Annotated in this window: 22 protein-coding genes; 9 read left to right on the top strand and 13 right to left on the bottom strand. The window is 70.2% G+C overall.

Annotation, left to right across the window (positions count from 1 at the left end):
- The first annotated feature begins 303 nt into the window (after positions 1-303).
- The gene (locus ACYVPE_RS32790; protein WP_461037429.1) at positions 304-726 is read left to right on the top strand and encodes a DUF3592 domain-containing protein; all 423 of its coding nucleotides are present in this window, start codon (positions 304-306) and stop codon (positions 724-726) included.
- A 69-nt stretch (positions 727-795) separates the two neighbouring features.
- On the opposite strand, the gene eno is transcribed toward ACYVPE_RS32790, so the two are convergent.
- Positions 796-2,103 (bottom strand): phosphopyruvate hydratase, encoded by a 1,308-nt coding sequence (eno, locus tag ACYVPE_RS32795; protein WP_461037430.1) that lies wholly within the window; start codon positions 2,101-2,103, stop codon positions 796-798.
- Between the two features lie 163 nt (positions 2,104-2,266).
- On the opposite strand from eno, the gene ACYVPE_RS32800 reads away from it, so the two are divergent.
- Positions 2,267-2,689, top strand: coding sequence for a MarR family winged helix-turn-helix transcriptional regulator (locus tag ACYVPE_RS32800; protein WP_461037431.1), 423 nt, complete (start codon positions 2,267-2,269; stop codon positions 2,687-2,689).
- On the opposite strand, the gene ACYVPE_RS32805 is transcribed toward ACYVPE_RS32800, so the two are convergent.
- Both ACYVPE_RS32805 and ACYVPE_RS32810 read right to left on the bottom strand, forming a co-directional pair.
- Positions 2,686-2,940, bottom strand: a complete 255-nt coding sequence (locus ACYVPE_RS32805; protein WP_461037432.1) for a DUF7848 domain-containing protein — start codon at positions 2,938-2,940, stop codon at positions 2,686-2,688. The genes ACYVPE_RS32800 and ACYVPE_RS32805 overlap by 4 nt on opposite strands.
- Positions 2,937-3,089, bottom strand: a complete 153-nt coding sequence (locus tag ACYVPE_RS32810; RefSeq protein WP_461037433.1) for a hypothetical protein — start codon at positions 3,087-3,089, stop codon at positions 2,937-2,939. The genes ACYVPE_RS32805 and ACYVPE_RS32810 overlap by 4 nt, the downstream gene beginning before the upstream one ends.
- 216 nt (positions 3,090-3,305) lie before the next feature.
- Between ACYVPE_RS32810 and ACYVPE_RS32815 the strand changes: the two genes are divergently transcribed.
- Positions 3,306-4,649 (top strand): tetratricopeptide repeat protein, encoded by a 1,344-nt coding sequence (locus ACYVPE_RS32815; protein ID WP_461037434.1) that lies wholly within the window; start codon positions 3,306-3,308, stop codon positions 4,647-4,649.
- 49 nt (positions 4,650-4,698) lie between these two features.
- Here ACYVPE_RS32815 and ACYVPE_RS32820 read toward each other — a convergent pair whose 3' ends face one another.
- The 4 genes from ACYVPE_RS32820 to ACYVPE_RS32835 all read right to left on the bottom strand — a co-directional run bounded on the left by ACYVPE_RS32820 (position 4,699) and on the right by ACYVPE_RS32835 (position 10,236).
- Entirely contained in the window at positions 4,699-5,631 is a 933-nt protein-coding gene (locus ACYVPE_RS32820) for an aminoglycoside phosphotransferase family protein (protein ID WP_461037449.1), read from the bottom strand.
- 201 nt (positions 5,632-5,832) lie between these two features.
- Complete coding sequence (locus tag ACYVPE_RS32825; RefSeq protein WP_461037435.1) at positions 5,833-6,126, bottom strand: DUF6624 domain-containing protein; 294 nt, start codon at positions 6,124-6,126, stop codon at positions 5,833-5,835.
- A 333-nt stretch (positions 6,127-6,459) separates the two neighbouring features.
- Positions 6,460-8,310, bottom strand: a complete 1,851-nt coding sequence (locus tag ACYVPE_RS32830) for a hypothetical protein (RefSeq protein ID WP_461037436.1) — start codon at positions 8,308-8,310, stop codon at positions 6,460-6,462.
- Between the two features lie 105 nt (positions 8,311-8,415).
- Complete coding sequence (locus ACYVPE_RS32835; RefSeq protein ID WP_461037437.1) at positions 8,416-10,236, bottom strand: hypothetical protein; 1,821 nt, start codon at positions 10,234-10,236, stop codon at positions 8,416-8,418.
- A gap of 517 nt (positions 10,237-10,753) precedes the next feature.
- On the opposite strand from ACYVPE_RS32835, the gene ACYVPE_RS32840 reads away from it, so the two are divergent.
- A complete protein-coding gene (locus tag ACYVPE_RS32840) occupies positions 10,754-10,948 on the top strand; it encodes a hypothetical protein (protein ID WP_461037438.1) in 195 nt (64 codons plus the stop codon).
- A gap of 113 nt (positions 10,949-11,061) precedes the next feature.
- Here ACYVPE_RS32840 and ACYVPE_RS32845 read toward each other — a convergent pair whose 3' ends face one another.
- The 5 genes from ACYVPE_RS32845 to ACYVPE_RS32865 form a co-directional block, all read right to left on the bottom strand.
- Positions 11,062-11,505 (bottom strand): hypothetical protein, encoded by a 444-nt coding sequence (locus tag ACYVPE_RS32845; protein ID WP_461037439.1) that lies wholly within the window; start codon positions 11,503-11,505, stop codon positions 11,062-11,064.
- A complete protein-coding gene (locus tag ACYVPE_RS32850) occupies positions 11,505-13,655 on the bottom strand; it encodes a hypothetical protein (protein WP_461037440.1) in 2,151 nt (716 codons plus the stop codon). The genes ACYVPE_RS32845 and ACYVPE_RS32850 overlap by 1 nt, the downstream gene beginning before the upstream one ends.
- Positions 13,652-15,478 (bottom strand): hypothetical protein, encoded by a 1,827-nt coding sequence (locus ACYVPE_RS32855; RefSeq protein ID WP_461037441.1) that lies wholly within the window; start codon positions 15,476-15,478, stop codon positions 13,652-13,654. Before ACYVPE_RS32855 ends, ACYVPE_RS32850 begins: the two co-directional genes overlap by 4 nt.
- A gap of 83 nt (positions 15,479-15,561) precedes the next feature.
- Complete coding sequence (locus ACYVPE_RS32860) at positions 15,562-17,145, bottom strand: integrase (RefSeq protein ID WP_461037442.1); 1,584 nt, start codon at positions 17,143-17,145, stop codon at positions 15,562-15,564.
- Positions 17,103-17,450, bottom strand: a complete 348-nt coding sequence (locus tag ACYVPE_RS32865) for a DUF6624 domain-containing protein (protein WP_461037443.1) — start codon at positions 17,448-17,450, stop codon at positions 17,103-17,105. The genes ACYVPE_RS32860 and ACYVPE_RS32865 overlap by 43 nt, the downstream gene beginning before the upstream one ends.
- A gap of 943 nt (positions 17,451-18,393) precedes the next feature.
- On the opposite strand from ACYVPE_RS32865, the gene ACYVPE_RS32870 reads away from it, so the two are divergent.
- Positions 18,394-19,356, top strand: coding sequence for a phosphotransferase family protein (locus tag ACYVPE_RS32870; protein ID WP_461037444.1), 963 nt, complete (start codon positions 18,394-18,396; stop codon positions 19,354-19,356).
- A gap of 447 nt (positions 19,357-19,803) precedes the next feature.
- On the top strand, positions 19,804-20,496 hold the full coding sequence (locus ACYVPE_RS32875; protein ID WP_461037445.1) for a VOC family protein: 693 nt from the start codon (positions 19,804-19,806) through the stop codon (positions 20,494-20,496).
- Between the two features lie 79 nt (positions 20,497-20,575).
- Here ACYVPE_RS32875 and ACYVPE_RS32880 read toward each other — a convergent pair whose 3' ends face one another.
- Positions 20,576-22,690 (bottom strand): glycoside hydrolase family 36 protein, encoded by a 2,115-nt coding sequence (locus ACYVPE_RS32880; RefSeq protein WP_461037450.1) that lies wholly within the window; start codon positions 22,688-22,690, stop codon positions 20,576-20,578.
- Between the two features lie 81 nt (positions 22,691-22,771).
- On the opposite strand from ACYVPE_RS32880, the gene ACYVPE_RS32885 reads away from it, so the two are divergent.
- The 3 genes from ACYVPE_RS32885 (at position 22,772) to ACYVPE_RS32895 (ending at position 26,178) form a co-directional block, all read left to right on the top strand.
- On the top strand, positions 22,772-23,827 hold the full coding sequence (locus ACYVPE_RS32885; RefSeq protein ID WP_461037446.1) for a LacI family DNA-binding transcriptional regulator: 1,056 nt from the start codon (positions 22,772-22,774) through the stop codon (positions 23,825-23,827).
- A gap of 109 nt (positions 23,828-23,936) precedes the next feature.
- Positions 23,937-25,271: an ABC transporter substrate-binding protein gene (locus ACYVPE_RS32890; RefSeq protein ID WP_461037447.1), complete on the top strand. Its 1,335-nt coding sequence runs from the start codon at positions 23,937-23,939 to the stop codon at positions 25,269-25,271.
- A 13-nt stretch (positions 25,272-25,284) separates the two neighbouring features.
- Entirely contained in the window at positions 25,285-26,178 is an 894-nt protein-coding gene (locus ACYVPE_RS32895; protein WP_461037448.1) for a carbohydrate ABC transporter permease, read from the top strand.
- The last annotated feature ends 338 nt before the right edge of the window (positions 26,179-26,516 follow it).

A 26,516-nucleotide genomic window follows, 5' to 3' on the forward strand; every position in this document is an offset into this window, starting at 1 on the left:
CCGCCAGAAGCGACACCCCCACGCCATCCGCATCCTCGCCCGAGCCTGGCTCCGGGTCATGTGGGCCTGCTGGCGCGACGGCACCTGCTACGACCCCGTCACTCATCAAGCCAACGGCAAGATCAACATGACCGCCGACACGCCTCTGGCGGCATAGAGGTTGACTCAGGAAACTCACGGCTGCGCCCCCCGGTTGGTCCGTTCATGATCGCGACGGCGTTCATCCTGACATGTTCGCCACCACGACGACCCACCGGTCACCTCGGTGGCGCCACTTGGCCGGCGAGGCCGTAACCTGCGGGCATGCGTTGGGAACAGCTCGTCGGATGGGTCTTCGTCCTCCTGCTCGGAGGGCTGTCCCTGGCCTTCTTGGCGGGGGCGCGGGACAAGTACCGCCTCGTCGCGCGAGGGCGCTGGATCGAGGCCGAGATAGTCCGGGTGGACGAGGAGAAGGACGCCGACGGCGAGCCCCGCTTCCTTCCCGTGGTCGCCTTCACTCCGCCGGGCGGTGCCCGGGTGGAGGCCAGATCCGAGTCCGGCAGGCTGCACCCGCCCGGGGCGGACTCCGGAGTGGGCAGCACGATCCGGGTCCGCTACGACCCCGCGAGGCCGACGAAGGTCGAACTCTCGGGCTACGAGGGAAACGGCGTCCTCACCGGCCTGTTCGTCGGCCTGCTGCTGGCCGTCCTCGCGGTGGTCGTCGCCTTCGCGACCCTCTACGTCTGAGCGCGCCTCACCGCCACGCTCCCGGCTCGCACCGACGAGGGCGCGTGGGACCGGTGGCGTGCCTTCCACTCACGCCCGACGCAGTGCCGAGCGGCCAGCGAAGCGCGCCGAGGCGCCCAACTCCTCTTCGATCCGGATCAGTTGGTTGTACTTCGCCGTGCGGTCCGAGCGGGACAGCGAACCGGTCTTGATCTGGCCGCAGCCCGTTGCCACGGCCAGATCCGCGATGGTGGTGTCCTCGGTCTCGCCCGAGCGGTGCGACATGACGGCCGTCCAGCCCGCCTGGTGAGCCGTGGCCACGGTGGCGAGCGCCTCGGTCAGGGTGCCGATCTGGTTGACCTTGACCAGGACCGAGTTGCCGACGCCGGTGCGGATGCCCTCCCGCAGCAGCGTCTCGTTGGTGCAGAACACGTCGTCGCCGGTGAGCTGGCAGCGGTCGCCGACGCGGGCGGTCAGCTCGCGCCAGCCGTCCAGGTCGTTCTCCGCCATCGGGTCCTCGATGGAGACGACCGGGTAGGCGTCGATGAGCTTGACCAGGTGGTCGGCGTGCTCGGAGGAGGTGCGGCGCACCCCCTCGCCCGCGTAGTCGTACACGCCGTCGCGGAAGAACTCCGACGACGCCGGGTCCATGACCAGGCCGATGTCCGTGCCGGGGCGGTAGCCGGTGCGCTCGATGGCGGTCATCACGAAGTCGAGCGCCTCCTCGGCGGTGCGTAGCGCGGGCGCGAAGCCCCCCTCGTCGCCGACGCCCGTGGAGTGCCCGGCGGCCAGCAGATCGCGGCGCAGGGTGTGGAAGACCTCGCTGCCCATGCGGATGGCTTCGACGAAGGTGTCCGCGCCCACGGGCACGATCATGAACTCCTGGAAATCCAGCGGATTGTCGGCGTGGGCGCCGCCGTTGACGATGTTCATCATCGGCAGCGGCAGGAGGTGGGCGTCGGCGCCGCCGAGGTGGCGGTAGAGGGGTTGGCGGGCTGCCGCCGCGGCGGCCTTGGCGGCGGCGAGCGAGACGCCGAGGATCGCGTTGGCGCCGAGCCTGGACTTCGTGGGGGTGCCGTCGAGGGCGACCAGCTCGGCGTCGAGACCCGGCTGGTCCGCCGCGTCCCGGCCGCGCACGGATGCCGCGATCTCGCCGTTGACGTGGGCAACCGCGCGGTCGACGCCCTTGCCGTGCCAGCGTGTGGAGTCCCCGTCGCGCAGTTCCACGGCCTCCCGGGCACCGGTGGAGGCGCCGGAGGGAACGGCCGCGCGCCCGAGCGACCCGTCCGTCAGGACGACGTCGACCTCGACCGTGGGGTTGCCCCGGCTGTCGATGATCCGGCGGGCGGTGACGGTTTCGATGGCGGCGTCGACGGTTCCGACTGCCTCTGCGGACATGAGAGGTCCTTCCCGTTGTCGTGTGCCGTGGCCCCGGCTGCGACAGCGCTGGCGCTGAGCCCGACAACACCAAACCGTACAGCAGTGCTGCGCAGTTTTGCTGCTCAGTTTTGCTGTGCAGATCAGGTGCGCAGCTTTGCTGACCAACGGGGTAAAGTGCCCTATGCCCACCTCGGAAGCCGCCGCCATCGCCGCCGATCTGCGCACCGCGATGGGCAAGCTCACCCGGCGCGTCAAACACGAGGACCGCATCCCGCTGGGCCAGGTCGCCGTGCTCGGCGCACTCGACCGCAACGGCGCCATGACCACCAGCGACCTCGCCGCCGATCAGCGCGTACGCCCCCAGTCGATGGCCAGGGCCGTGGGGCTCCTCATGGAACAGAACCTGGTCACGCGCCGGGCGCACCCCACGGACGGCCGCAAGTCGCTGGTCGAGCTGTCGGACGCGGGCCGGGCCGCGCTCGAAGCGGAGCGCGGCCGCAGGGCCGGTTGGCTCGCGCAGGCCATCGAGGCCGAACTCACGAATGAGGAGCGGGCGTTGCTGGCGCGGAGCGCCGCCCTGCTGGAGCGGCTCGCCACCCGCTAGCTGTATTGGCCCGGATTGACGCCCTCCAGCTCGAACCGGTAGGAGCGCGTGGCATGCCCGATGTAGTCCAGGTGCCCGGCGTTCTCCCGCAGATGCCCGACGGCCCAGTCGGAGCCGTCCTCGGTGTCCTCCGTCCTGGGGCCGAAGAACCCACACGTCACACACTGCATGACGAATCGCGGCGGCGGCGCCTCGGGACGTTCGTCCGGACCGAACACATGCTCACGAAACCGGTACCGCGCCCGCGTCATGACGACCCCACCCCCGCGGCACACGCGTGGCACTCGGTCCGGTGCACGTCCTCGGGACGTGCCTCCCACTCCTTGCCGCCACCGATCGGGCGGAGCATGGCGAACGGCCCTGCCATGCCCATGTAGATGCCGACGCGATCTCTGGCCATATCTCGCACCAGAGATCCCACGTTCGGATGACCGTGGCTACGCTTGCTCACGGCTGCCTGCCTCTCTTGACTTTCAGGTGGTCCACGCCCCCGGGCCGACGGCACATCGGTCGCGGGGGTTCTTCTTGTCCAAGGCAACCGGTTCGCGCGCCATCGGGGTACGGTGGCAGGAGAGGCGGCTTTTAAGAGTTTTAAGCGCCAGGGGAGTTGAGGCTGGTGAGCAAGCCGGAGCCGAACAGCGATCTCGAACGGCTGTACAAAGAAACCGGGTGGACTCTCCGTCAGCTCGCCCAGGCCGTGAATCGTGTGGGTACCGAGCAGGGCACGCCGTTGAAGTACCGGGAGCCGTCTGCCCATCAGTGGCTCCGTGGGCATATGCCGAAGGAATCTGCACGGCGAGTGATCCTTGAGGCCCTATCGCGACGGTTGGGACGTCCTATCTCCCACGCGGAGGCAGGATTTCCCTCACCGTCGAGTCAGTCGAACGGCCATCTGGGTACGGTGGAAGGGCTGATCGATCTCGCGAGACGCGATATGGACCCGTCGCGGCGTGGTGTGCTGGGCGCCAGTCTGTTCTCCGTTGCTCTGACCGTCCCGAACTGGCCCGATGCCGTCGGGCGCATGGAGGTTGCCCGCGTTGGGAGGCCGCGACGGATCGGAATGTCCGAGGTCGAGATGGTCATCGCGATGACCGAGCGAATCTCAGAGCTTGACGACCAGTTCGGTGGGCGGCACGCACGCCCTATGGCCGCGGCCTTTCTCGTGAACACCGTGGCCCCCTATCTGCGCTGCGACGCCTCGGAGTCAGTGCGCCAGGCGATGATGTCGGCTGCCTCCGACCTCTGCTACCTGACCGGATACATGGCCGTTGATGAAGGCGTTCACGGTCTGGCTCAGCAGTATTACCTCAAGGCGCTGGAGCTTGCCGGTTCCGCGCAGGACCATCTGACGTATTGCACCACCCTGCGAGGAATGAGCGTGCAGGCGGTGGATCTCGGACACGGAAAACAGGCCAGGCGAATGGCCGATGCCGCCGCTGCCGCCTCCCCGCACGCCGGGCCGCGTATGCGCGCGTTTCTCGCGGGGCAACAGGCCCACGCGGCTGCACTGCTGGGCGATCGCGATGACGCGCTGCGGTTCCTGCGAGACGCGGAAGTCGCCATGGACAGAGCGGAGTCTCGGACGACGGCATTCGGTTCCTACGATCCAGCCGCGCTGAACTATCACACCGCTCAGGTGCGTTACGAACTGGGCGACGCGGTTGGGGCGGTGGAAGCTATGCAGAGGTCCGACAGATTGCGCCCTCAGGTCTATCGGCGCATCAGAGTGCGGAATCGAGCGATCCTGGCGGAGCGCCAATTCGAGATCGGACACCTGGAAGCCGCATGTGAGACGTGGGGGAAAGCGTTGGATGAGTACCCGCTGATCCAGTCGGGGCGTACTGATCAGCACATGCGGGCCATGTTCGGACTCATCCGCCCCTACCTCAAGAACCCGGTGGCTCGTGACCTTCACGAACGCGCTCGGCTTGTCACGCCGGCCTCGGTTCATTCGGCATAGCTGGTCCGGGTGAGAACACCAACAGCGTGGTCGGCCCCCGGGTTGCCGGTCAACGGGAATGTCCCGCCGCTCCTCGTCGCGTGCTCACCAGTTCGGCGAGGGCCTTGCGCCCCCGGTCGATGAGGACCGGCTCCTGCTTGCTCAGGCCGGTGTTGAGATAGGAGGCGGCCAGGCGGGCGACGAGCATGGTCAGTACCTGTTGCTCGGCGTCGGTGAGTTCTCGTCCGTAGCCGGCGAGGAAGGCCGTCTCGAGTTCCGGGCGGCTCGGCCAGAGCGCGCCGCACAACCACACCAGGTCCTCCACGGCGAGTCCGTGTGCCGTCTGCTCGAAGTCGATCAGACCGAGGGTGCCGGACGGCGCGTCCCACAGCCAGTTGCGGGGCGAGTAGTCGCCGTGCCGCAGGACGAGAGGCAGCGCCTTCGCCAGGTCCGGCAGACGGCGAGCCACCTCCGCCACGCATGCACGTTGCGCGCCGGGAAGTTCCTGGCCGATCCGCTGAAGGCACGCTTCGGCCTCGGTGGCCTGCTCGGTCATCCGCGACACGACACCTTCGCGCGCGGTCGTCGGGGCAGGCAGGTCGTGGTCGTGCAACCGGCGCAGCTGGCGGCCCGCCAGCTCGTGCACCCGGAGTTCCGCCTCGCCGGGCAGGTCGAGCCCTCGGACGATTCTCCCCGGCAGCGACGAGGTCATGAGGGCCAACAGGTCGGGATCGGCGGCGAGTAGGCGTGGAGCCTCGCTGTCCGCGAGCGCGCACACCACGTGTCGGTACGCGCGCACCTCGCGTGCGTACCTCTCCGGAGTGGGGCTAACCTTGACGTAGACCTGACCGGTGGACGATGCCACGCGCCAGACCCTGGAATCGGCGCGGGGCCAGGAGGTGTCCGTGAGGGTGACCGGATCAGGCAGGAGATCGGTGACCCATCGCGAGACAGGCGCGGGCATGGGAAGCCCAGTTGTCCTGGTGGTGGCGTCTACCCGCATCGAGTTGGAGTCCCTTCGATGGCGCAGAGCCCATGATCCCAACCGTTTGCGTTCCTGCTCCCGGGGGCCGGGAGCAGGAACGAGGCGACGTTCGGTCATGTCGGCTGCTGTGCAGTGGGCGACGATCCGCATGTCCTCGGCGCCATGACCGGCGCCAGGGCGTGGAGTTCGGCGACGGCCGGTTCGCGGAGACGCTGCGAGTCAGGGGCGGTCGCGCATGCGGGCGTCGTGTTCGGCATGTGGGCCGAGGCCGGCTTCCGCTCGTCGTTCGTCGAGGTGGTCGGGGTCGGCGATGGGGCGGGGGCGCATGCCCGCGCCGTCGAAGTTGTCGTAGTACTGCGTCCCGTAGAGCTGCGGCTGGCCTTCGTGGACGAGGCAGCGGTCGGTGAGGTAGGCGAGATGGCTTCGTGAGGCTTCTCCCCGGGCCACGGCTTCGGCGAGGAGGTCTCTGGCGCGTCGCTGGAACTGCGGGTCGGCGTCCGCGTGCTGGGCCATTCACTAGTCAAGTGCTCTGTCGAGGATCAGGTGTCGAGAGGGCGGACGGTGGGCAAGCCACGACCCGCCTTCCTGGAGACACCGACCGGCCAGCCGTATACGGCGCGGGCGGGCCGTGGGCACGTCGGGGTGCTTGCTCAGTCGGCGTGACGTGAAAGACGCAGCGATCCCGCCTCGCAGAGGACTTCGTTCTTCTACCCGGACGAGATGCCGTTGGCACGGGGGCGATCGTTGCTGCCGTCCGTGAGGTCGGCGGTTGCTTGTCCACGCGTATTCGCTCGGTTGGTGCGCGGCGGCCTGTGGGATCGCGCAGGGGCGTGGTGGGTGTGGTCGTCAGGAGTCGACGGCATAGGCCGGGTGGAACCAGTAGCTGGTTTCGGGGTCTTTGAAACAGCAGCCGGTCGCCAGGTAAGGGATGCCCTTCGGCCAGGCATCGAAGCATGCCTTCAAAGCGTGATCGTTCGTGCTGTCAGCAGTCATGTCGGGCCAGGCGGCCCCTCCGGCGAGTTTTACCCACGTCGTGGATTGCAGTGTCGGGGTCTTGTTGTCGATGGTCGCGGTGAGGTTCACGGCGGCGATGCGGGAGTCGGAAATGAAGAATAGGCAGGCGGCAGAATCGTCCTCCTCCTGATCCTCCTCTGTCTTCTTCTCCTCTTTGACCTTCTGCAGGAGTGCGCTGTCGATGCCCACGATGGCGGCGGGCAGCGGCATTCCCAGGACGGTCTGGACCGCGGCAAGAAGGTCCTTAACGGTTCCATTGGGGAGTTTGACACGCCAGTCAGTCTTCCCGAGGGTGACGATTCCGGTGCTGAGGTCGACCACCTGGAGGGTGTTGCGGATCACGGCGACGCCGCGAGCTACATGCCGGTCGAAGAAGGCGCCCGCCGTGATGCCCGCGCAGGACACCGGCAGAACCCCGCGGTCGAGCAACTTCTTGTTGTTGATGGAATTCACGAGGCCGTAGTTGCGATCGGCCCAGATCCCCCTCTGCATACCGTCGAGGCTCTTCGGCAGCCACACGGCGTCGGGGATCTCAGGCAGGCCCAGGTCGCGCGCCATGTGGAACGTGCCTACGCTGTGAGTTTCGGACTTCGCGTGCTGGGTGATGAATCCGCCGGTGTGGCCGCGGGGTGAGATGTAGACGACGGCGCCGAGTCCGGGGCTGTCCTCCCGGGGCACGAACTCGACGTGGCGGCGTTGGGTGTTCCACGCTGAGTCGACGGGCGTTCCGTCCAAGCATGTGAGGTCGTATCCGCCTGCGTATGCCCCGACCACGCTGTCGGGAACGCGCACGCCTGCGGCTTTGCCGGGTGAGGGCAGGACCACCACGCCGACCGGGGACGGCGGTCGGTAGGTGAACTCACCGTACGTGTCGGCGGCGAAGAGAGGGTACTCCGTATTGTCGTTGTGCTCGCGCGCGTAGACCTCTCCCGTCTCCCAGTCGATCACGTAAAAGAAACTGAGGCCGCGCTGACCGTCTTCTTGGCTAGTTTGTTTCCCATCTGCGTTGACGAATTCCGCGCCCAGGAAGACCTCGATGGCGGAGTATCGTCGGCGCGCCGCATCTGCCTTGAGGCTGAACACGGCCTCAACGTAAGGCGCGAACGACGACCGCGCAATGGCAGGTTTAGAATCCTTTTGTGTTCTTTTGAATCTCCACTCTGCCACGGTGCCGATGTCGCCATCGAATCTCGGCCGGGCGAGTACCTCGTAGTCGGAGACGGTCCAGGACTTGCCTGTCGTGTAGCTGTAACTGATGCCTCCGGTGGGCGTGTCGCCGAAGAAGCCGAGACTGGCGCCGATGGACGTGGAGGTGCTCAGGGTGGTCTTCTCGTCGGCGGTGATCGGGGAGAAGGCGGACAGCTGCCAGTCGGCCCAATCTGTCTTGCTCTCGTCAGAACCGGGCACCCGAGTGGGTTCGACTCGGATCTCGACTAGATCGAGGATGTGATCAACTGCACTGCTGTGATAGATCTGTTCGGTTTCGACGGCTGTGCCCAGGGTGCCCACGCGTAGGACGCGCGCGTTGGGTTTGCCTGCCGCGTTCACTTCCTCGAACAGTTCGAATAGTACGTTCAGCAGCATCTGTTCTTTTGGGGACGCGGTGATCACTCGGCGGGAGACATGGCGCACGTTGCGTGGGTTGGCGGCGACGGCGTGGTTGGCCCGGGTGATCGGTGCCATGCGGGTGATCCTTTCCTGGCGGTTCGGTTGGTCGGGTCTACCTCGGACCCCTGAGGGGGATTGCTCTCTTGCCTGCCGGAGGGCGGGGGTGACGAAGAGCAGGATTCATCCGAGGTCGCGAAACACCCATGGATCCGGCGCCCAGGACGGTCCTGGGATAGGGTCCTGAGGAAGGTACTCGGGCTCGGTTCGGCCCTGGTCTCGCCTCACGTCCCCGACCTCGACGTCCTCCCGGTCCGGCAACCCGGTATCCCCCATCTGGGCCTGATCTGCCCCGGGGCCGGCGCCGGTGGCCTCGTGCAGGACCCGGTCGGGCACGCGTGAGGTCTCCAACGGGAGACGGAGGATGTCGTACACCGCCCGGTACCCGTCAGTCCGCGCCGCAGCTGCTTCTCCCGCGAACTCCTCGACTGCCTGATGGAACGCGCCGTAGAGGGAGTCGGCGCGTCGTTCGTCGATGGTGGGCTCGTAGTGCCTGGGGCGGGACGACCCGACGTTTTCGTTGCCCTCTGCGGTGTCTTCGGCCATGCACTGCCCGATGGGGAACGTCTCGGCGAACGTGTGGTAGGCGCCGAAATTCATGAACGCCGAGATCCCGACGGTGGCCGGCAGCACGGTCTCGCGGTTCCCGTACAGCGATTCCGGGCTGAGACAGCTCAAGGCCAGCAGGATGTCGCAGGTGCCCCCGGACTGGGCCCCGGCGCTCGGCAGGCCCTTGGCCGCGGCTTCCACCGCGAACATTCCGTACAGCTCCCACCGGTTCATACCGGTGCCGTGTTCCAGCCGGTGGTCGCGCAACGCGTCGTCCAGGCCTGCGGCCCGGAACGCGTCGGGCATCCTCGCGAGTCCGGTGTCGAAGATCGTGGTGGGGCGTCCCAGATCGCCGATGGGCGCGTTCACCCGGGGCAGGCCGTTGACACCCCCGTGGATGTCCAGCTGCCGTTGAAGCTCCAGGGCCAAAGCCTTGCCGAGGACCCCCTCGGGTTGCACGACCTGTCCAAAGCCCAGCCGGTAGTTGGCGGCGTCCTCGTACTGCCATCTGGAGGAACACACCTCGGCGAGGGCCTCCGGGACGCGTTCGCGCCGGTCGCGGGTGAACGGGCTGTCGAACAGCTCGGTGCGCGTCCTGGCAGCGAACTCCGTGAACCGTTCCCGCAGCGCCACGGGGTCGCCCAAACTCTCATTGACGACCTTCAGCGCTTCGGTGAACGCCTTACCAGTGTTCGCGCTCTCGCCGCCGACCTTGAAGTCCGTGAACTGCGCGTCGCCTCTGAGGTACTGCCACACCGTGGTGCCGAACCCGCTGACCGCGCGGATCTTCGTCAACAGGTCGGTGTACCGGAAGCCGGATTCTCGGCAGGACATGTCCAACTCGCGGGTCAGCCACGTCAGTCCGTCGGACTCCATGAACTCGCGTGTAATCCGCTCGCGCTCGTCTGAGCTGGTGGCCTTGCCCCGTTCCTCGTTCAGCTTCGCCATCAGCGCCTCGTCGAGGCATCGTCCGATCTGGTCGGAGAGCGGGGACAGCGGCACCAGGAGATTGCGCGCCAGCACATCCCTCAGCCGCTCCGGTGTCGCTCCTTCTCCGGTGCGCACCCACAGGTTGCCCACAGAAGAGTCCTTCTTGTAGACCTCGTTGAGGATGCGGCTGAGGAGCTTGGAGTAGGTGTCGAAGACGTCCCCGGTACGTCCGGGGTCGTCCAGGACGGAGAGGCTGATGCCCGCCTCCAGGTAGCGCCCGTAGTCCACCAGGAGGGCCCGCCGCAGGGCGCGTACCTGCGGCGGACCGAGGGCGTCGTCACCGAAATCGTTCGCGTGAAGGACTTCCGCGAGGAATCCCGTCGCCGGATTGCCCTCCGGCCTGGGATCCCTCTCCACCCGCAGGAACGGCAGGGTCTGACCCGCGAGGTAGTCGTCGTAGGACATGTCAAGCCAAGTCTGGGGATCCGCTGGCATCATGCTCCTACCTCCACCGGGCGGTGAGCGAATCCCTCGGCGACGGGGGCAGCCGCAGTCCCGGTGCCGCACCGCCGGGGCCGATTGTGCCGCCATCCACCCCAGCCTCCCGGGCTGGCGCCACATACCCTCGCCTGAACAGCGCAGCGCGCCACACGGCCCAGTCCGGCCCGAGTCCATCAGGCCCCTCATCCGAGTGGCCCACGTCGTCGTGGGGTGTGGGCAACTGCCTGACAGTCGTCTGATCGCCGAGCCCGAGTACTGCTGTACTCCACGCGCGTCTGACCCGCCATCCATGCGAGTGAACGTCGTTGCCCGGGCGGCTGGCCATCGGGGCCGGGTCCGGCTTGGTGGCACTCCGTATGAGCTGCGCAGTTCCTCACGCTGTTACTCAAACGTGCCGCGGCGGGCGGGCCCGTCGCACGGAGCGCGAGGGGCCTGTGGGCGCTATGAAGGGAAGGAAGAAGCCTCTTCTCAAGGAGCACGGATGAGCGCGATTGAGAACTTCCTCGACATCCTCACCGGGTCACAGTTGGCATGGTTGCAGCAGCAGTCCCCGGCGAAGCAGGCGGCGGTGGCCGCCCAGTGGAAGGGCGGCGGCAACACCCCGGAGGACGTTATCCAGGACAACGGAGGTCCCCCGCCCGACGGCGGCACCGACGCCCTCCCAGACCTCCAGTAGGCAGCCACGCGGGCGGTCATCGTGACCACCGGTGCGCAGCACCGCAAGCCGGCCTGGAGAAGTGGGCTCCCAGCCGGGATCGGCGCGCCGCATGCCGGGTTTGTCGGTGGCGGTCACGTGCGCCGGGGCCGGTCGGGTCGTGTGCGGGCGGTCAGCGGGGTGACGCCACGCGGGGCCTGCCCATGCGACTGCCTGGAGGTCGTCGCGCCTTCGATGGTCAGTTCGGTGACGGCCCGTCGGAGGAAGGCCGTCGTGTTGCGCTCGGCGGCCAGCTCTGCTCGGACCGACTTCAACTTCTCGCGCACCTTCTCCAACTCGCGGGCCATAGCTGCCATGGCCTCCGGGATGGCCTCGCGGGCTTTCACCTGAGCCTGGTAGCGCTCCACGAGATCGGTGTGCCCGTAGACGACATCGCGGCGTAGGCCGGCCTCAATGGCGAGTTCGCTGGTGGTGAGCTTGCCGGTGCTCGACCGCAGGGGGGTTCCGGCCAGCAGCCGCTCGGTCGCCGCGGTGATCGCCGCGCGGTCCGCGGCGAGATCGCGCGGCTTTCCGCCCATCAGCGGCTCGTCTCGGTCGTGTCGCCGTCGTGTGTGGGGCGGCTGGCTTGGTGCTGGTCGATGATGCCGCGGGTGTGCTGGATCTGGGCCTGGGCGCGCTCCCGCCGTGGGCGCGGTGCCAGCGGATCCCTGGCTGTGGCCTCGTGGCGGGCGAGCCGGTCGTGCAGGGCGTCGATGTCGCGGTCGGTGTAGGCGAGGTTTTGGCAGGTGGGGCGGCACTCGGACTCCTCCGGACCTTCGGCGGGCAGCCCGGCATCGAGGCGGATGCGGCGGCAGGCGGCCGTGTCAGCGCGGTAGACGCAAGTCATGGCTTGGCCGTGGTGGATGGCGGGATCGGCGCTGGCGAGAAGCCGTTCAACGTTGCGGACCTTGTTCACCACGCGTCCGGCGAAGTGAGCTGTCCGCGTCAGGCGCCGCCGGTACTCCTCGGCGGCCGGTCCGCTGACGTGCTCGCCGGTATCCAGGGCGGCCAGGTCGTCCTCGATCTGGTCGATGACCATCTCCAGCCGCTCGACGGCCAGGTCATCGAGCCATCCGGATTCCGCCTGCCCCGCGTAGCCGGCCGTCACGCGGCTGTGGATATGGCCGTACTGCAGGCCGCAGGCGATCAACCCGCCGGGCTTACGGACTACGAAGTACGCCAGCGTCCGGCGGAAGCGCGAGGCGTGGAGGTTGCGGCCGCTGGGGTCTGGCGGGATCGTCGGGCCTTCGCCGGGCCGGTGGAAGGAGTCGTTCACCCAGACGACGAACGCGCGCACGGCCTTGTTGATGTCCTGCGGGGTTGCCGCTCGGTACTCGCGCAGGCGGCGAGTGTCCTGCCACCTGGAACACGGGAAGAGCAGGGGGTAGTCGGTGAGTGCCTCCAGCACACCGATCGCCTTGGCCACGGGCCCCACCACGGTCCAGGACTTCGTCGCCTCCTCCAGGTCGCCGCTGTCGTGCCCGGCTCCCTTGCTGGGACGGCCCTGCACGGTCATGCGTCCCTGGTCGTCGGTGGTCAGGCAGCCGCGACGGAGCCCCAGCGCCTCCCCGGGGCGCATGCCCGACAGGTAGGCGATCACGATGAAGCACGCGGCCGCCAGATGCCTCACGAGAGGGCGCAGTTCACGGACGCCAATCGGTCGACTCCGCCAGGGCGCGCTGTGCAGGAGCCCGGTGATGGTGCCGAGATAAGCGTCCGGTGCGATAGGCACACCATGGTCCTTCGCGAGCTGTGCGATGGCCGATGATGCCTGGCGGATCTGGTGGCTTTGGGTTGCCAGCAGCCGCGCGAGGTGCTCGGCGTCGAGGGTGATGTCACCGTGCTCATCGGCCCTGCCGGGCAGGCTGGCGCCGGCGGCGGCGAGTTGCCGGAGGTAGGCGTCGGCCCGCTCTACGACCGGGCTGCCCCGGCCCTGGGCGAACGACGCCGGTACGGGATGGCTGCCACCCAGCAGCTGGCGATGCTCGCCGAGGGCGCCGAGAACGTCGGGCGAGAAGTCCTCCACCATGCGCAGGGCCCAGGCCAGCAAGGACTCCATCGTCTCCGGCGGGATCCGGAGGGTGCGGTTGTGCCGGCCCTGCACCACGGCGTCGGCCAGTTCCCTGCTGGTCGCGGAGCCCCATGGCCGCGGTGCGGGCAGGCGGCACGAGGACGGCAGGTGGTCCCGGTAGGCCCACAGCACGCGGACGACTTGAAGGAGTCCGGCACGGCGGCCGGGGCTGCGGGCCATCCCCAGTACATGGACGAGGTAGACGTCGAGGTCGTCCTGGGTGACGTCGCACAGGCGCCGGATGCGCTGGGTGACCAGCCACTGGGTGAAGACGTGGAGATCCCCGGTCCAGATACGCAGGGTGTCCAGGGCGACCGAGTCTCCCGGCGGGCCCAAGGTGAGGGTGGGCGGGCGAGGGTGGTCGAGCACCGCGAGGGCGAACGCCTTGGCAGGGTTGGTGAAGCGCCGCGGGAACCTCGCCCAGTTCAGGCGCCTACCCACCCAGTGCACGTCGGTCTCGGCGTGCTCCAGCACCCACGCCTCGTCGCCGAAGCGCGACAGCTCCGCGCGCACCACGTCGATGCGCAACCTTCGGCCGCGCAGCACGACCGTGTCCGCGGCGGGCCAGGGCACCTCACCCGTGTCCACCTGCGCGCCTGATATCAGGGTGTTCCTCACAGATCCCATCGTCCCTCCAGGAAGTCATCGGCCAGATGCCGGTCGCGCTCGGACAGGTCGGTGCGGGCCTGCTCCCGATCCGCTGCGGTGTAGTGCGGTGCACCGAGTAGGTGCGTCAACCGGGCGAAGGCATCGCCGTAGCGGAAGTCCCACACCCGCACGTCCATGTGTGTGCGGAGCTGCTTGAGCTGGTCGTGGACGTAGACCTGCACCGGCAGGTGACGCGGAAGGGCACGCGCGTTGCGGCAGCTCAGACAGGCGAGGAACGACGCCGTACACGGCTCGCCGGGCGGCGTGTCGGGCCCATCGTGGTTGTCCGCGCAGCTGGCCAAGACAGTGTCCTCGCCACCGGCCAGCATCCGTGTCAGGACACCGACCTCCAGGCCCGCCTCGGCCGCGGCCCGTTCCGGCTCGGCCTCGGCCATCGCCACGAACGCGGCGCTGAACACCGGCACCTTCTGGTGCTCCCGGGCTTTGGTGACCTGTTCCTCCAAAGCGGTCCGGACGATGTCACGGCTCTCGCTCTGCACCGCCGGACTGCGCCGCAGGTAGCGGTCATTCAGCGTTCGCCGGCTGTGCGCGACCGGTCGTCCCATCCGCTCCAGCGCGGTCTGCCGCAGCCGCAGCACCTCGACGTACGGCCGGGCCGCAGGCTCCTGGGCCTGGTCATCCGGAGCCCCGCCGGCACCGCTATCCCGGCCCGGCCCTGGAGTACCGCGTCGGGGTGGGAGCGGGAAGCCTCGTCCGACCGCCCAGTCCGAGGTGTGCACGGACTTGACGCCTTCGGCCCACCGGCCGTCGCTGATCTTCGTGGCTCGCGCATACCCGAATGCCAGACCGTGACCCCCATGCCGGCGGGAGAGCTCGGTCAGCTCCAGCAACAGCAGGTACACGCGAAGCGGAGAACGGAACAGCCTCACCTCGCTCTCGTCGCCCTCCACGAGCAGCCCGGCCAGGCTCTCCGGGAGGTCTTCCACCGGCGTGACCATGTCTTCGCGATCTGGCCCACGCCGGGGTTTGACCCCCTCCACCAAGGCGAGCGCCGGCACCGCCGCCCCGCCACCATCAGGACGGAAGTGCGCGGCCGGCCACGTCGCCACCGTTCCGAAGTTCTCGGCGGTCATGTCCACCAGCAGCAGCGAGAACGCCGCCGCCTCCAGCCGGGTCAGACACAGCCGGGCCACCACCGCGCCGGCCCCGCCGTACCGCTGCATCCACTGCTCCGGCCGGCCCGCGCCGTCATAGGGGACATCCCCGGTGCGGTCGACCACATCCAGGGCCAGGCCAAGCCCCTCCTCCTCGCCCGACATGTCCTCCCCGCGGCGGAAACGGTCGAGCACCGCGCGGGCGCCGCGGATCCGGTCGCGCGCCGATCGGACATCGCGGCGCACAGCGGTCAGGATCTGCTGCCGCTCGTCATCGCTGTACGCCAGCACCTCCCCCTCTAGCTGGGGCAGCCGCCCGTGCAGGATCGCCTGGCGTGCGGCCGAACGGAGGCGGGGCGCGTGGCGCATCATCGTCCGTAGCCGCCAGGCCGAGGACAGCCGCGAGCCCGGCGACAGCGACAGCTTGAACGCCGAGACATCAGCCGCGGAGATGTCCTCCGGACGCTGCGGCGGGTCGCTCCTCTTCCCCAGGAACGTCGCGAACCGCACCAACATCGTGTAGTACGAGTTGGCCGTGTTGATGCTCTTCACGCCGCTTCGCGGCCCGGTGGCCGCAGCGAACACCCCAGCCAGCCAGCGCTGAAGCTCCACCGCGACAGGCACGGCCGCGAAGTCGAACACCCGCGCGTGCCGCCCCTTCTCATCGATGTACCGCACCGTGCACTCGACATCGGTGAGGACCAGGCGCTCCGGGGGCCGCCAACCCGCCGCAGGCAACGAAGCACGCCTGCCACGACGGCTCACGACAGCCCCTCCCACGCGGGGCGTGCCGCCGTGGACGGGCTGACCCGGCGCAGCACCCGGTCGTTGCCGGCCCCGATTCGCTCCGCCAGTCTGCCGACGGCCGCGTGCTCCTCCTCATCCAGCAGCGACATCAGATAGTCCGTCTCCAGCGCGGTGAAGGGCTCCAGGTACCAGTCCCGGGTCGTCTGCGGGCTGGCGTGCCCCAACAGCCCAGCCAGCTGGAACCACACATCGCCGAACTGGTCCCGGAACTCGCGCAGCTCGGCGTCGGTGAACCCCTCCACTCGCAGGCTCCACACCAGCGACAAGATCGAGAACCAGCGCAGGGCGAAGGAGTGCCGACACATGTGCGGACGGCAAAACAGGGGCACCGCACCCCTCCCGCCAGCCCGTTCCCACGCGGTGGCGACCCGTTTGTTGGCCTCGCTGAACCGCTTCTCCCAGCTGTGGGCTCGCATCGGCAGCCCGTTCACCCCGAGCCAGACCGCCAGCGGCTCCAAGCCCTCGGCGCTCTGGCGAAACAGCAATCCACGTTCCTCCGGACCCAGGACGTCCAGGGATAGAGTGCTGCTGCCCTCGGCCGTCAGGACCGTCAACGTGCGAGCCTGCCGATTGAACCGGGTGACGATCCTCATCCCTGGGATCCGTTCGTATCGGCCCGCCCGCCGGGCCCGGCGCACGGCCTCCGCGCGGGACCCCTCGATCGGGTCCAGGTAGCCCGCCAGGGACGTCACAACGCCGGCGGGAACCCGGTACTCACGTCCCTCTCGCCTGCCCTTGGTGCAAGCACGGGCCAAATACGCGCGGGGAAACCGGCCCTCAGCGTCGACGGATGGGAGTTCGACGTCCAGGACACTGCCCCACTCCTCCAGACGCAGCCCCGTGCCGTACAGCCCGTCGACGAACGCACAGTCCCGGTCCTCGTTGGCACCCCGCCACCTCTGGTCCCGCAACCCGTCAAAGCCGTAGCTACGAAAGCCGACGTCCCGCCACTGCTCGAACGCGCCACGCAGCAGCCACTTCACCCTCCGACGCGTCGCGCCAGCCGGGCGAACCGGATCACGACGACTCCGGACGCCAGCCATATCGTCCGGATCAGCAGTGCCGAGGACGTCGCCGGTCGCCACCGGGTTGACGCACCCGTAGCGAGGACCAGCCCACGAGTAGAAGGAGTTCAGCGCGGCCCGGTCGGTATCGAACGATGTCGGCTCGATCCGCTCATCGTTGCGGACATCGGTGATCCGCCAGAACTTGAAGTCTGTGTAGTCCTCCGCCGCGGCCTCGTCCCACGAGACGCCGAGGTTGTCGAGGAAGCCCAGCCACACGGCGAGCGCATAGGCGTACCGCCTCCAGGTCGACGGTTGCTTGGAGGCGATCTTGCTCTTACGGAAGTAGAGATTGACTCGCGGATCGGGCAACCGCTCATCCGCCGGGAACAAGAAGGGAGTCCGGTGACGGGCCCCGTTCCTCTGCGCCCGCTCCAACAGGTCACCGAACTCCCCGGCCCACGCTTCGTCCGGCGACGCAAGAGCCCGATTCAGGTCGTAGAACTCAACCAGCCAACCCGCCTGTGCACCCACTCAAGTCCTCCATCGCTGCCTAGAACCCGACACCGATGAAGAGAGTAGAGAAGGGCGAGGAGCCAGGCCGCGTCGCCGGCGTCCCGGCCGACGAGTGAGCTCCTGGGCCAGCCGTGGCGCTCGATCACCTGCCGGAGAAACCCGGTGTTGTCGGCGTCGATGGCGTGCATGCGGTCGACCAGGTCGGCCGGCCAGGGGCCGGCGTCCGGTAGCAGGCCGCGCACGTGCTGGTCCTCGTCCCGGCGGCGCAGCAGCTCCGCGGCGAGTGACGCGACGGCTTCCGGTCCGTCTGCAGTGCCTGACACGCGTGTCCGACTCCTCGCTGGTCCGGGCGGTGTGAAGGCGGCCTCGGCGCTCGGGGTGGGGAACCCGGCGGCCGTGAGTTCGTGGGCTGCCCCATGCCGGGGTGCTGACGTGCATCCCCGCCCTCGGGACCGCGCGAACGGACAACTCTCCACCGTAGCCGTCGAGTTCGGGTGAGTCGAGGCTGTGTGCGCGATGCGCGCACGGCGGGCGGACCGGGCACAGGCTGCTGCGTGGGGAGAGGCGGCCGCGGTGTCCTGGTAACGGGCGGAGAACGCCCTTCTGTTTCGAGCCTTGCCTGCCGCGGGCCGAGCGGCGGAAGGGGGGCGCCCGCACGTCACCGGCTCGTTGAGGGGCAAGGCCGTGAAGTGTGGCTGCGGGCTGGTGTGTGGGCGGGTGCTCGCGGGTGCGACGTTAGGCCCATCTCCCAGCGCGTTTCGCGACCCTAATGTCACACCCGCGTGTCCATTGCCTGCGATGGCCTCATGAGTCGAGAGAGCGTGGCCGTAACTTCACGGCCTTGCGCTCATGGGAGGGGTTCATGCGTGTCGCGCTCGTCTACCCGGAGGTGCTGGATCTGGCTCGATTCAAGGAGAAGCGGCGGGAGTTCCCACCGTTCGGGGTGCTGTACCTGGCGGCCTGACGGGCGTCACCACTCCGGGGGACGGCCGGCTGCGCACCACCATGCCGCGCGGTCATCATCAGGGGCCCCATCAACCCCGCACGAGAGCAGTCACCACGTGGCCCCTGTCACCATCACCCGGCACCGCCGCATCTGCGACGTCCATCTCGTGCTCATCGACGACGGCCACGTCCTGATGAGCCTGCGCAAGGGCGGCTACGCCGCCGGCCTGTGGCACCTCCCGGCGTTCATTAGGCAAGTGGGTTGTCGGAATCAAGGTTGTCGGGTTGTTCGGAGCACCGTCCGGATGATGAGGTGGCACGGTGATCAACCACGATGGAGCGGCGGCTGTTCGACCGTTGACGCTGGCCTGGGTGAGCCGGCACCTGGAGGCCGGTGAACGGGTCGTCGGCACCGAGGTGCTGCACGGCGGCATCACCGCTGAGGTGCGGAGGCTGACCATCGGCACGCGGGACGGCGGCACCCGTGATCTGGTGCTGCGGAGCATTGTCGATCCGTTCTACGTGGGGCACGCCGCGGACTCGATGGGTAGGGAGCCGGGCGCCCTGACCCTGCTCGAGGGGACCGACGTACCGGCTCCTCGACTGGTCGCGGTTGATCCGACCGCCGCGCACTGCGAGTATCCGTCGCTCCTCATGACGCATCTTCCGGGCCGGACGGTCCTCGATGACGAGGGAGTGGAGACGCGCGTCCCGCTGCTGGCCCGCCAGCTCGTGGCGGTCCACGCGCTGCGACCCGCCGAGCGACCCCCGACGTACGTGACGCTGACGACCGCCGACACCGTCGTCGTTCCGCGGGGCGCCGACGCGACGGTATGGGCCGCGGCGATCGACGTGATCCGCAGGCCCGCGCCGCCCTACGAGGGGCGAGTCCTGCACCGGGACTTCCAACCCGGCAACGTGCTGTTCGACGTGCCGCCTGCACATCCGGCAGGGGCCCGGATCAGCGGCGTCGTCGACTGGGCGGCGACCTCCTGGGGCCCGGCTGACCTCGACGTCGCGCACTGCGCCACCAATCTCGCGTTGCTGCACGGACCGGCGTGGGGTCTGCGGTTCGCTGAGGCGTACGAGGAGGCCGGCGGGACGCTGGCCGCGGCCCCGGACGAGCGGCTGTACTGGCAGGTGCGGGACGGGCTGGCCTGCTCGGAGGAAGTGCATCTGGTGTCGAGGCCGTGGCGCGAGGCGGGCAGGACGGAGCTGACGAGGCGAGCCGTGGAGGAGCGGCTGGATGCCTATGTCACCGCCCTGATGGACGCGCTGGGCTGAGCCCAGGCGGTCCGGGGCGCGGCCCCTCCCCAAGGCCGGAAGAGAGCTTCTCCGAGTCTGAACGATTACCGACGAGTCGCCCGTCGGCGCGGGCTGGGGAGGCGGGTGACGTTCCCGGACTGCTCCAGTTCCTCCTGGGCCTGCCGGAGTTCAAGGTCGAGTTCGACGACGATCCGCCGCAGACGGGCGCCGGCAGGGGAGGGCGTCGAGTCCGCAACCGGTCGCCGGCCTGGCCCGCAGGCCGCTCCTGGCGCTCGACGATTCCCAGCTGCGTGGTGAGCAGGTCGTGCAGGGTCGTGCCGCCTGCGGCGTCTCCGATGGGGTGCGGCTCGTGGTCGTTCATGGGACCACCGTGATACCTCACGTCGCGCGAGGCGCAAGTCGACCACCGCTGGGGCTCGTAGGGGGCGAACGTGATGCGCCCGGTGGGGCTGCGAGGATGCGGTCATGGAGCAGACGGTGAGTCGGCGGGAAGCGTCGGAGGCGGTCCAGGACCACGGGTGGCGCTACGTGCTCGGCGCCTTGCAGACGGCGGTTCCGGTCGGGACGTTGGCTCGGGCGATCAGCCTGGCCGCGGACGCCGTCGCGGTGTGCGGCGACGACGCCGATCGTCATCTCCGGGTCGACGTCCGCCCCGATCGGGTCGTCTTCACGCTGCAGTCCTTGGACCACGCGACGGTCACCACCCTGGACGTCGAGCTCGCGCGGCGGATCTCCGCCGCCGCCGACGAGTCCGGGCTCGTGCCGGGGCCCGGAGCCGGAGTGGGGGTACCACGGTCCGTCCAGATTCTGGAGATCGCGATCGACGCCCTGGACATCGCCGGGATCCGGCCGTTCTGGAAGGCGGTGTTGGGCTATGCCGACGAGGCGGGCGCCGAGGGGCCGGAGGACCCGCTCGTCGACCCGTTCCGGCAGGGACCGGCCGTCTGGTTCCAGCGGATGGACCGCCCGCGTCCGCAGCGCAGTCGCATCCACCTCGACATCAGCGTTCCGCATGACGAGGCGCCCCGCCGGATCGAGGCCGCGCTGGCGGCCGGTGGTCGGCTCGTGTCCGCGACCCGCGCCCCCGCCTTCTGGGTGCTCGCCGACCGGGAGGGGAACGAGGCCTGCGTCACCACCTGGCAGGGGCGGGACGGCTGAGCCGACGTGCGGTCACCGCCGCGCGCGCCGACCTCGTGCGCCGACCTCGTGCGCCGGCGGGCCGCCACCACGCCCCGGGTCAGGGGCCCGTCGGCGTCAGCCGCAGCAGCAGGGCGGTCGGGGTGCGGGGGAGGGAGACGGTCAGGCTGCCGGCGCCCGCCGACCAGGCCGCCGTGCCGGGAGGCGCGGAGGGGTGCAGCACCTCGACCCGGGCCGGGCGGCCGGCCAGTCGGGGCAGCGGCAGGGCGGCCAGCGGCTCGCCGCCGCGGCGCCAGACCGACAGGTAGTGGGTGTCGCCGGCCGCGAGGCCGAGCGCCAGCCAGTCGTCCGTCCAGCCCGGCAGGCCGAGCGGCCAGTACGGCACGGCCCGCGGCAGGTCCGCCCTGATCGCCCGGTAGGCGTCCAACGCGTCCCGCACCAGGGACAGTTGCTCGGGCGCCATCCGGTCGAGGTGGCCGGAGAGGTGGATCCGGCCGAGCAGCGCGCCGGCCAGCACGAACGCGTTCTCTTCGGTGCCGAACTCCGGCTGGGCGTAGGCCCACACCGCGCTCTGCTCGGGCGGCACGGCGGTCGGCGCGGCCGCGGCGATGGGCGGGTAGCGGAGGAAGTCCTGCTGGTCGCTGGTGGACTGGAGCTGGGTGGTGGCCAGCATCGCGCCGTCCATCCGCATGCCGCCCGAGGCGCAGTTCTCCAGCACCAACCCCGGGTGGCGGTCGAGGAGCGCGGCGAGCCAGGCGCGGTAGGCGCGGGCGTGGCCCAACAGGCCGGCGCCCGGGCTGGTCGTGCCGCCGGTGTCGGTGCCGGGCGGCACGCTGATGTTGTAGTCCAGCTTGAGGTAGCCGACGCCCCAGTCGCCGACGATCCGGTCGACCGTGCGGTCCAGGTGCGCGACGGCCGCCGGATGGCGGAGGTCGAGCTGGTGGCGGCCGTGCTCGGTGACCCGCACGCCCGCGCGGCGGAAGAACGCCTCCGGAGGGAGTGAGGCGGCCAACGGGCTGCGGACGCCGATCACCTCGGGCTCCAGCCAGAGCCCCGGCACCATGCCGTGGGCGCGGATCCGGTCCAACACCTCGTGGATGCCGCGCTCGCCAGGGAAGCGGCTGGCCGCCGGCTCCCAGGCGCCGACGCTGTCCCACCAGCCCCGGGTGTCGTCGTCGTACCAGCCGGCGTCGATCACGAAGTACTCGGCGCCGACCCGCGCGGCCGCCTCGACCAGCGGCAGCAGCTTCGCCGTCGTCGGGTCGCCGTTCAGGGTGTTCATGAAGTCGTTGAAGACGATGGGCAGTCGGTGGTGGTCCGGGTGCGGCCGGCGCGCCGCGCGCCGGTAGCCGGTCAGCGCGCCGAAGGCGGCGGTGAGGTCGCCGGCGACGGCGAGCGCGGCCGGCTCGGTGGTGAACGAGTCGCCGGGGGCGAGGGGTTGACGCCACTGGTGCTCGGTGTCGGTGGGGCCGTGCAGCGCCAGATAGGAGCCGGGGGAGCGTTCGCCGGCCTCCCACTGCCAGCCGGTGGAGGACTCGATCGCCCACAACCAGCAGGCGCCGCCCTCGCGTTCGACGAGCGCGCCCATCGGCAGATGCCCGTCGGTCGACCAACTGCCCTTGCTGGCCATGCCGATCCGGCCCCGGCTGTCCGCCGCGTTCCGTGACCGGTTGAGGTCGGGCACCCGGGCGCGCAGCGGCTCGTGGCGCCAACGGCACTCGGCCAGCCAGTCGTTCTCGGCCCAGTGCAGGTCGAGCGCGTCCGGCGCGGGCAGCCCGCCCAGCGTGAGCGAGGAGACCGCGAGCAGCGTCACGGGGGCCGTGCCCTCGTTGGTGACCCGCACCTGGGAGCGCACCACCGGCACTCCGTCGGGCGAGTCGAGCAGTACCTCGGCGGCCAGCCCGGTGACGTCGTCGCGCAGCCGCACCACCAGCCGGTGCCAGTCCCCGTCCCTGGACGCCTCGTGGTCGACCAGCCGCATCCTGGCGCCGATCGACGTCTCGATGCCCCGCTGCCCCGACCACTCGCTGCCCTGCCCGAGCGCCAGCACCTCCACCAGCGGGGTGGCCCCCGCCTCGGCCAGTCCTGGCGCGCCGAGGGCCACCAGCCGCGGCGGCCCGTCGGGCGCGGCGGCCAACTCCACAGCGAGCGCGGCGTGTCCCCAGCGGATCCGTATCGTCGCCTCGTCCGTCCGGTCCCTGCCCTGTGCCAGCACGTCTTCCGACACCGCGTCGCTCCTCACGAAATCCCGTCCCGATGCCTTGACGGCCCCTGTGTGACCGGTCACAATCCTGGCATGTCTGTGACCGGTCACACAAGAAGCGGGGGACGCCGCCCGGCCAGCATCCGGGACGTCGCCACCGCGGCCGGGGTGTCCCACCAGACGGTCTCCCGCGTCATCAACGGGCATCCGAGCGTCAGGCCCGCCACCCGCGAACGCGTCGAGGCCGCCATCGCCCAACTCGGCTTCCGGCGCAGCGTCACCGCGCACGCGCTGGCGAGCGGCCGGGCCAGGACCGTGACCGTGCTGACCTCCAACACCGTGCACTACGGCTACGCCGCCGCCCTCCAGGGCATCGAGGAGGCCGCCCGCGCCGCCTCGTTCGCCGTCGGCATCCACGTGCTGGAGTCCGACGACGAGCGGCTCGTCACCGAGGCGCTGCGGCGCGCCGCCGACACCGGCGGCGGGCTGATCCTCATCGCCTACGACAGGCCGGGCGTCCGTGCCCTCGAACTCGCCCCGGCCGACGCCCCGTTGGTGGCCGCCGTGGAGACCCCGGCCGAGCCGCCGGCAGCCCGCAGCCCCTGGGTGTGGACCGACGACCGGGCCGCCGCCCGCGACGCCACCAGGCACCTGCTCGACCTCGGCCACCGCACCGTCCACCACCTCGCCATCCCCTCCACCACCCGCACCAGCGGCGGCGCCCAGCGCGCCGCCGGCTGGCGGGACGCGCTGGCCGCGGCAGGCGTGCCGGCGCCCGAGCCGATCGAGGGCGGCTGGGAGCCGGTGGACGGCTACGCCGCCGCCCGGCGGCTCGCCGCCGAGCCCGACGTGACGGCCGTGCTGTGCGGCAACGACGACCTGGCGCTCGGCGTGCTGCGCGCGCTGCGCGAGGCCGGCCGCGTGGTGCCCGACGACGTGAGCGTGGTCGGCTTCGACGACGCCCCGCACTCCGCCTACCTCGCCCCCGCGCTCACCACCGTCCGGCTCGACTTCGCCGGCGTGGGCCGCGCCTGCTTCGCGCTGCTGCACGCGCTGGTCGAGCGGGGCGACCCGATCGCCCCGCACCCCGTGGCCGAGGCGCCCCGGCTGATCGTCCGCGAGAGCACGGGACCCGCCCCGCGCCGCTGACCGCGTCACCCCCGACTTCCCGACTTCCCGACTTCCCCGAGAGCAACGGTCACCACCCACGACGACACCCCACGACACCCCGACGAGCCGCCCTCCGGAGGGTTCCGCCATGAAACGCACCGCGACCGCCCTGGCCCTGATCTGCGCCGCCGCCCTCACCCTCGGCGCCTGCAGCGACAGCACCGTCGACGACACCGGCCGGGACGCGGGCGGTGGCGGTGGCGGTGGCGGCGAACTCGACCCGCTGGCCGACCTCGCGGGCGTCGAACTCACCTTCTGGACGGCGCAGTCCACGCTCACCGCCGCCGACCAGGTCATCGACGCCTTCGAGGCCGCCACCGGGGCCACGGTCAACACCGAGGCCATCCCCGACCTCTACGAGCAGAACGTCCCCACCCGGCTGGCCGCTGGCGACCAGCCCGACCTGATGTTCTGGCAGCCCAGCATCAGCACCCTCCCGTTCATCCAACCCGCCCGCAACCTGCTGTCGTTGGACGACGAGCCGTGGGTGGACGACCTCGGGCCCACCGAACAGTCCCTCGGCGTCGTCGACGGCACCCGCTACGCCGCCGTCGTCACCAGCCCCGCCATGCTCGGCGTCTACTACAACAAGGACGTCTTCCGGCGCGCCGGCGTCACCGAGGACCAACTGCCCCAGAACTACGACGAGTTGCTGGAGCTCGCGGGGACCGTCCAGGACGCCGCCGGCGTCCCCGCCTTCTACGAGGTCGGCGGCGACCGCTGGCCCCTCCAGTGGCAGGTCCAGGTCCAGCTGACCGACCTGCCTGACGAGTGGTGGGACGGGCTCAACCGCAACGAGGAGTCCTGGACTGACCCCGCCGTCGTCGACGCCGTCACCCGCTACCAGGACGACGTGCTCGGCGCCGGACTCGCCCAGGACGACTACCGCACCGGCACCTTCACCGGCCAGGCCGAGGCGCTCTGGGAGGGCGACGCGGCCATGGCGCTCAACGTCACCTCCTTCCAGTCCCAACTCCAGGCGCAGCACTCCACCGAGGAGATCGACGAGACCGTCGGCTGGTTCCCGATCGCCAACTCCGACGCGCGGGGCCTCTACTCGCCCGACCAGACCAACGGCGTCGTCGCCTTCGCCACCGGCGACGAGCAACGGCAGCGCGCCGCCCGGCAGTTCCTCGCCTTCTGGCTCGGCCCCGACTACCCCGACTTCATCGCCGACCGGCAGATACCCTCCGTCCAGCCGGCGGTGCCCAACCCGGAGGGCATGCCGGAGACCGCCCACCACCAGGTGGCCGCCCTGCCCGAGGCCCACGGCGTCTTCCAGGCCAGGGCGATCGTCGCCCCCGAGCTCCACGTCGCCCTCGCCGACCTCATCTACGGCGAGAAGTCCCCCGACGAGGTCGCCGAGTTCGTGGAGAACCAGTTCGACGACATAGCCCGCGCCCAGGGCGCGGACGGCTTCTAGGGCCGGCCCGCCCATGGCGACCCCCGTCACCACCAGGCGGCCACCAGGCCGGCTGCCGAGGGCGGCCGTCCACCACCCCTGGTGGTTCGCGCTCCCGGCCGTCCTCGTCTTCGGCGGCTTCTTCCTGCTGCCCAACCTCCTCAACTTCTGGTACCCGTTCACGAACTGGTCCGGCTACCAGAGCCAGATCTCCTTCACCGGCCTCGACAACTTCCGGCAGATCCTGGACGACGGCACGCTGTGGCGGGCCATCCGCGTCACCCTCGTCTACGCGCTGCTCGCCGCCTTCTTCCAGAACGCCTTCGGGCTCGGCCTCGCGCTGCTCCTGGAACGGGACACCCGGTTCAACCGCTTCTTCCGCGCCGTGTTCTTCCTGCCCGTGCTGATCTCGGCGCTGGCCGTCGGCTACGTGTTCCAGGCCCTGTTCAACACGGACGGCGCGGTCAACGACACGCTCGGCACGGCCGTGCCGTGGCTCGGCGACACCACCTGGACCATCGTGCTGGTCGCCGTCGTGCACGGCTGGAAGTGGATGGGCCTGGCGATGCTGATCTACCTCGCGGGGCTGAAGGGCATCCCAGGCGAGGTCCTGGAGGCGGCCCGCGCCGACGGCGCCGGACCCTGGCGGATGTTCCGCGCCATCCGCTTCCCGATGCTGGCGCCGGCCGTCACCTTCAACGTCACGACGTCGCTGCTCGGCTCCATGAACACGTTCGACATCGTCCAGGCCACGACGGGCGGCGGCCCGGCCGGCTCGACGGAGGTCATGAACATCTACATGTTCCGCGTCTTCGGCCAGGGCCTCTACGCGCAGGCGTCCGCGATGAGCCTGGTCCTCTTCCTGATCGTCGTCGCCCTCGCCATCCCCCTGATCACCGGCCTCCGGCGAAGGGAGCAGCTGCTGTGACGAGACGCTGCGCTAGCCAGGCGACCACGGCGCCCGCCCGCGCCGGCGCGCTCGTGCGCGCGCGGGGCGGGGCGGGCCTCGACGGGGCCCAGGGCGGCCACGGCGGTGCGGCTTCGCCGCTCGCCGCAGGCGGCGCTGGCAGTCCACCGGACCTCGCCGCCGGCCCGCCGGCGGGGGTCTTGCCGCGGCTCGGCGGGCCGTGGGCCTTGGCAGCTCAGAGCGTGGTGGCCTTGGCCACCGCGATCGGCGGCGCCCGGCGCTGCCGGGCCATGGGGCCGGCGCGGCCGCTTCGCCGCCCGCCGCAGGCGGCGTTGGCCGCTGCCCGGCGGCGCCGTGAG

Source organism: Streptomyces mayteni (assembly GCF_054783955.1).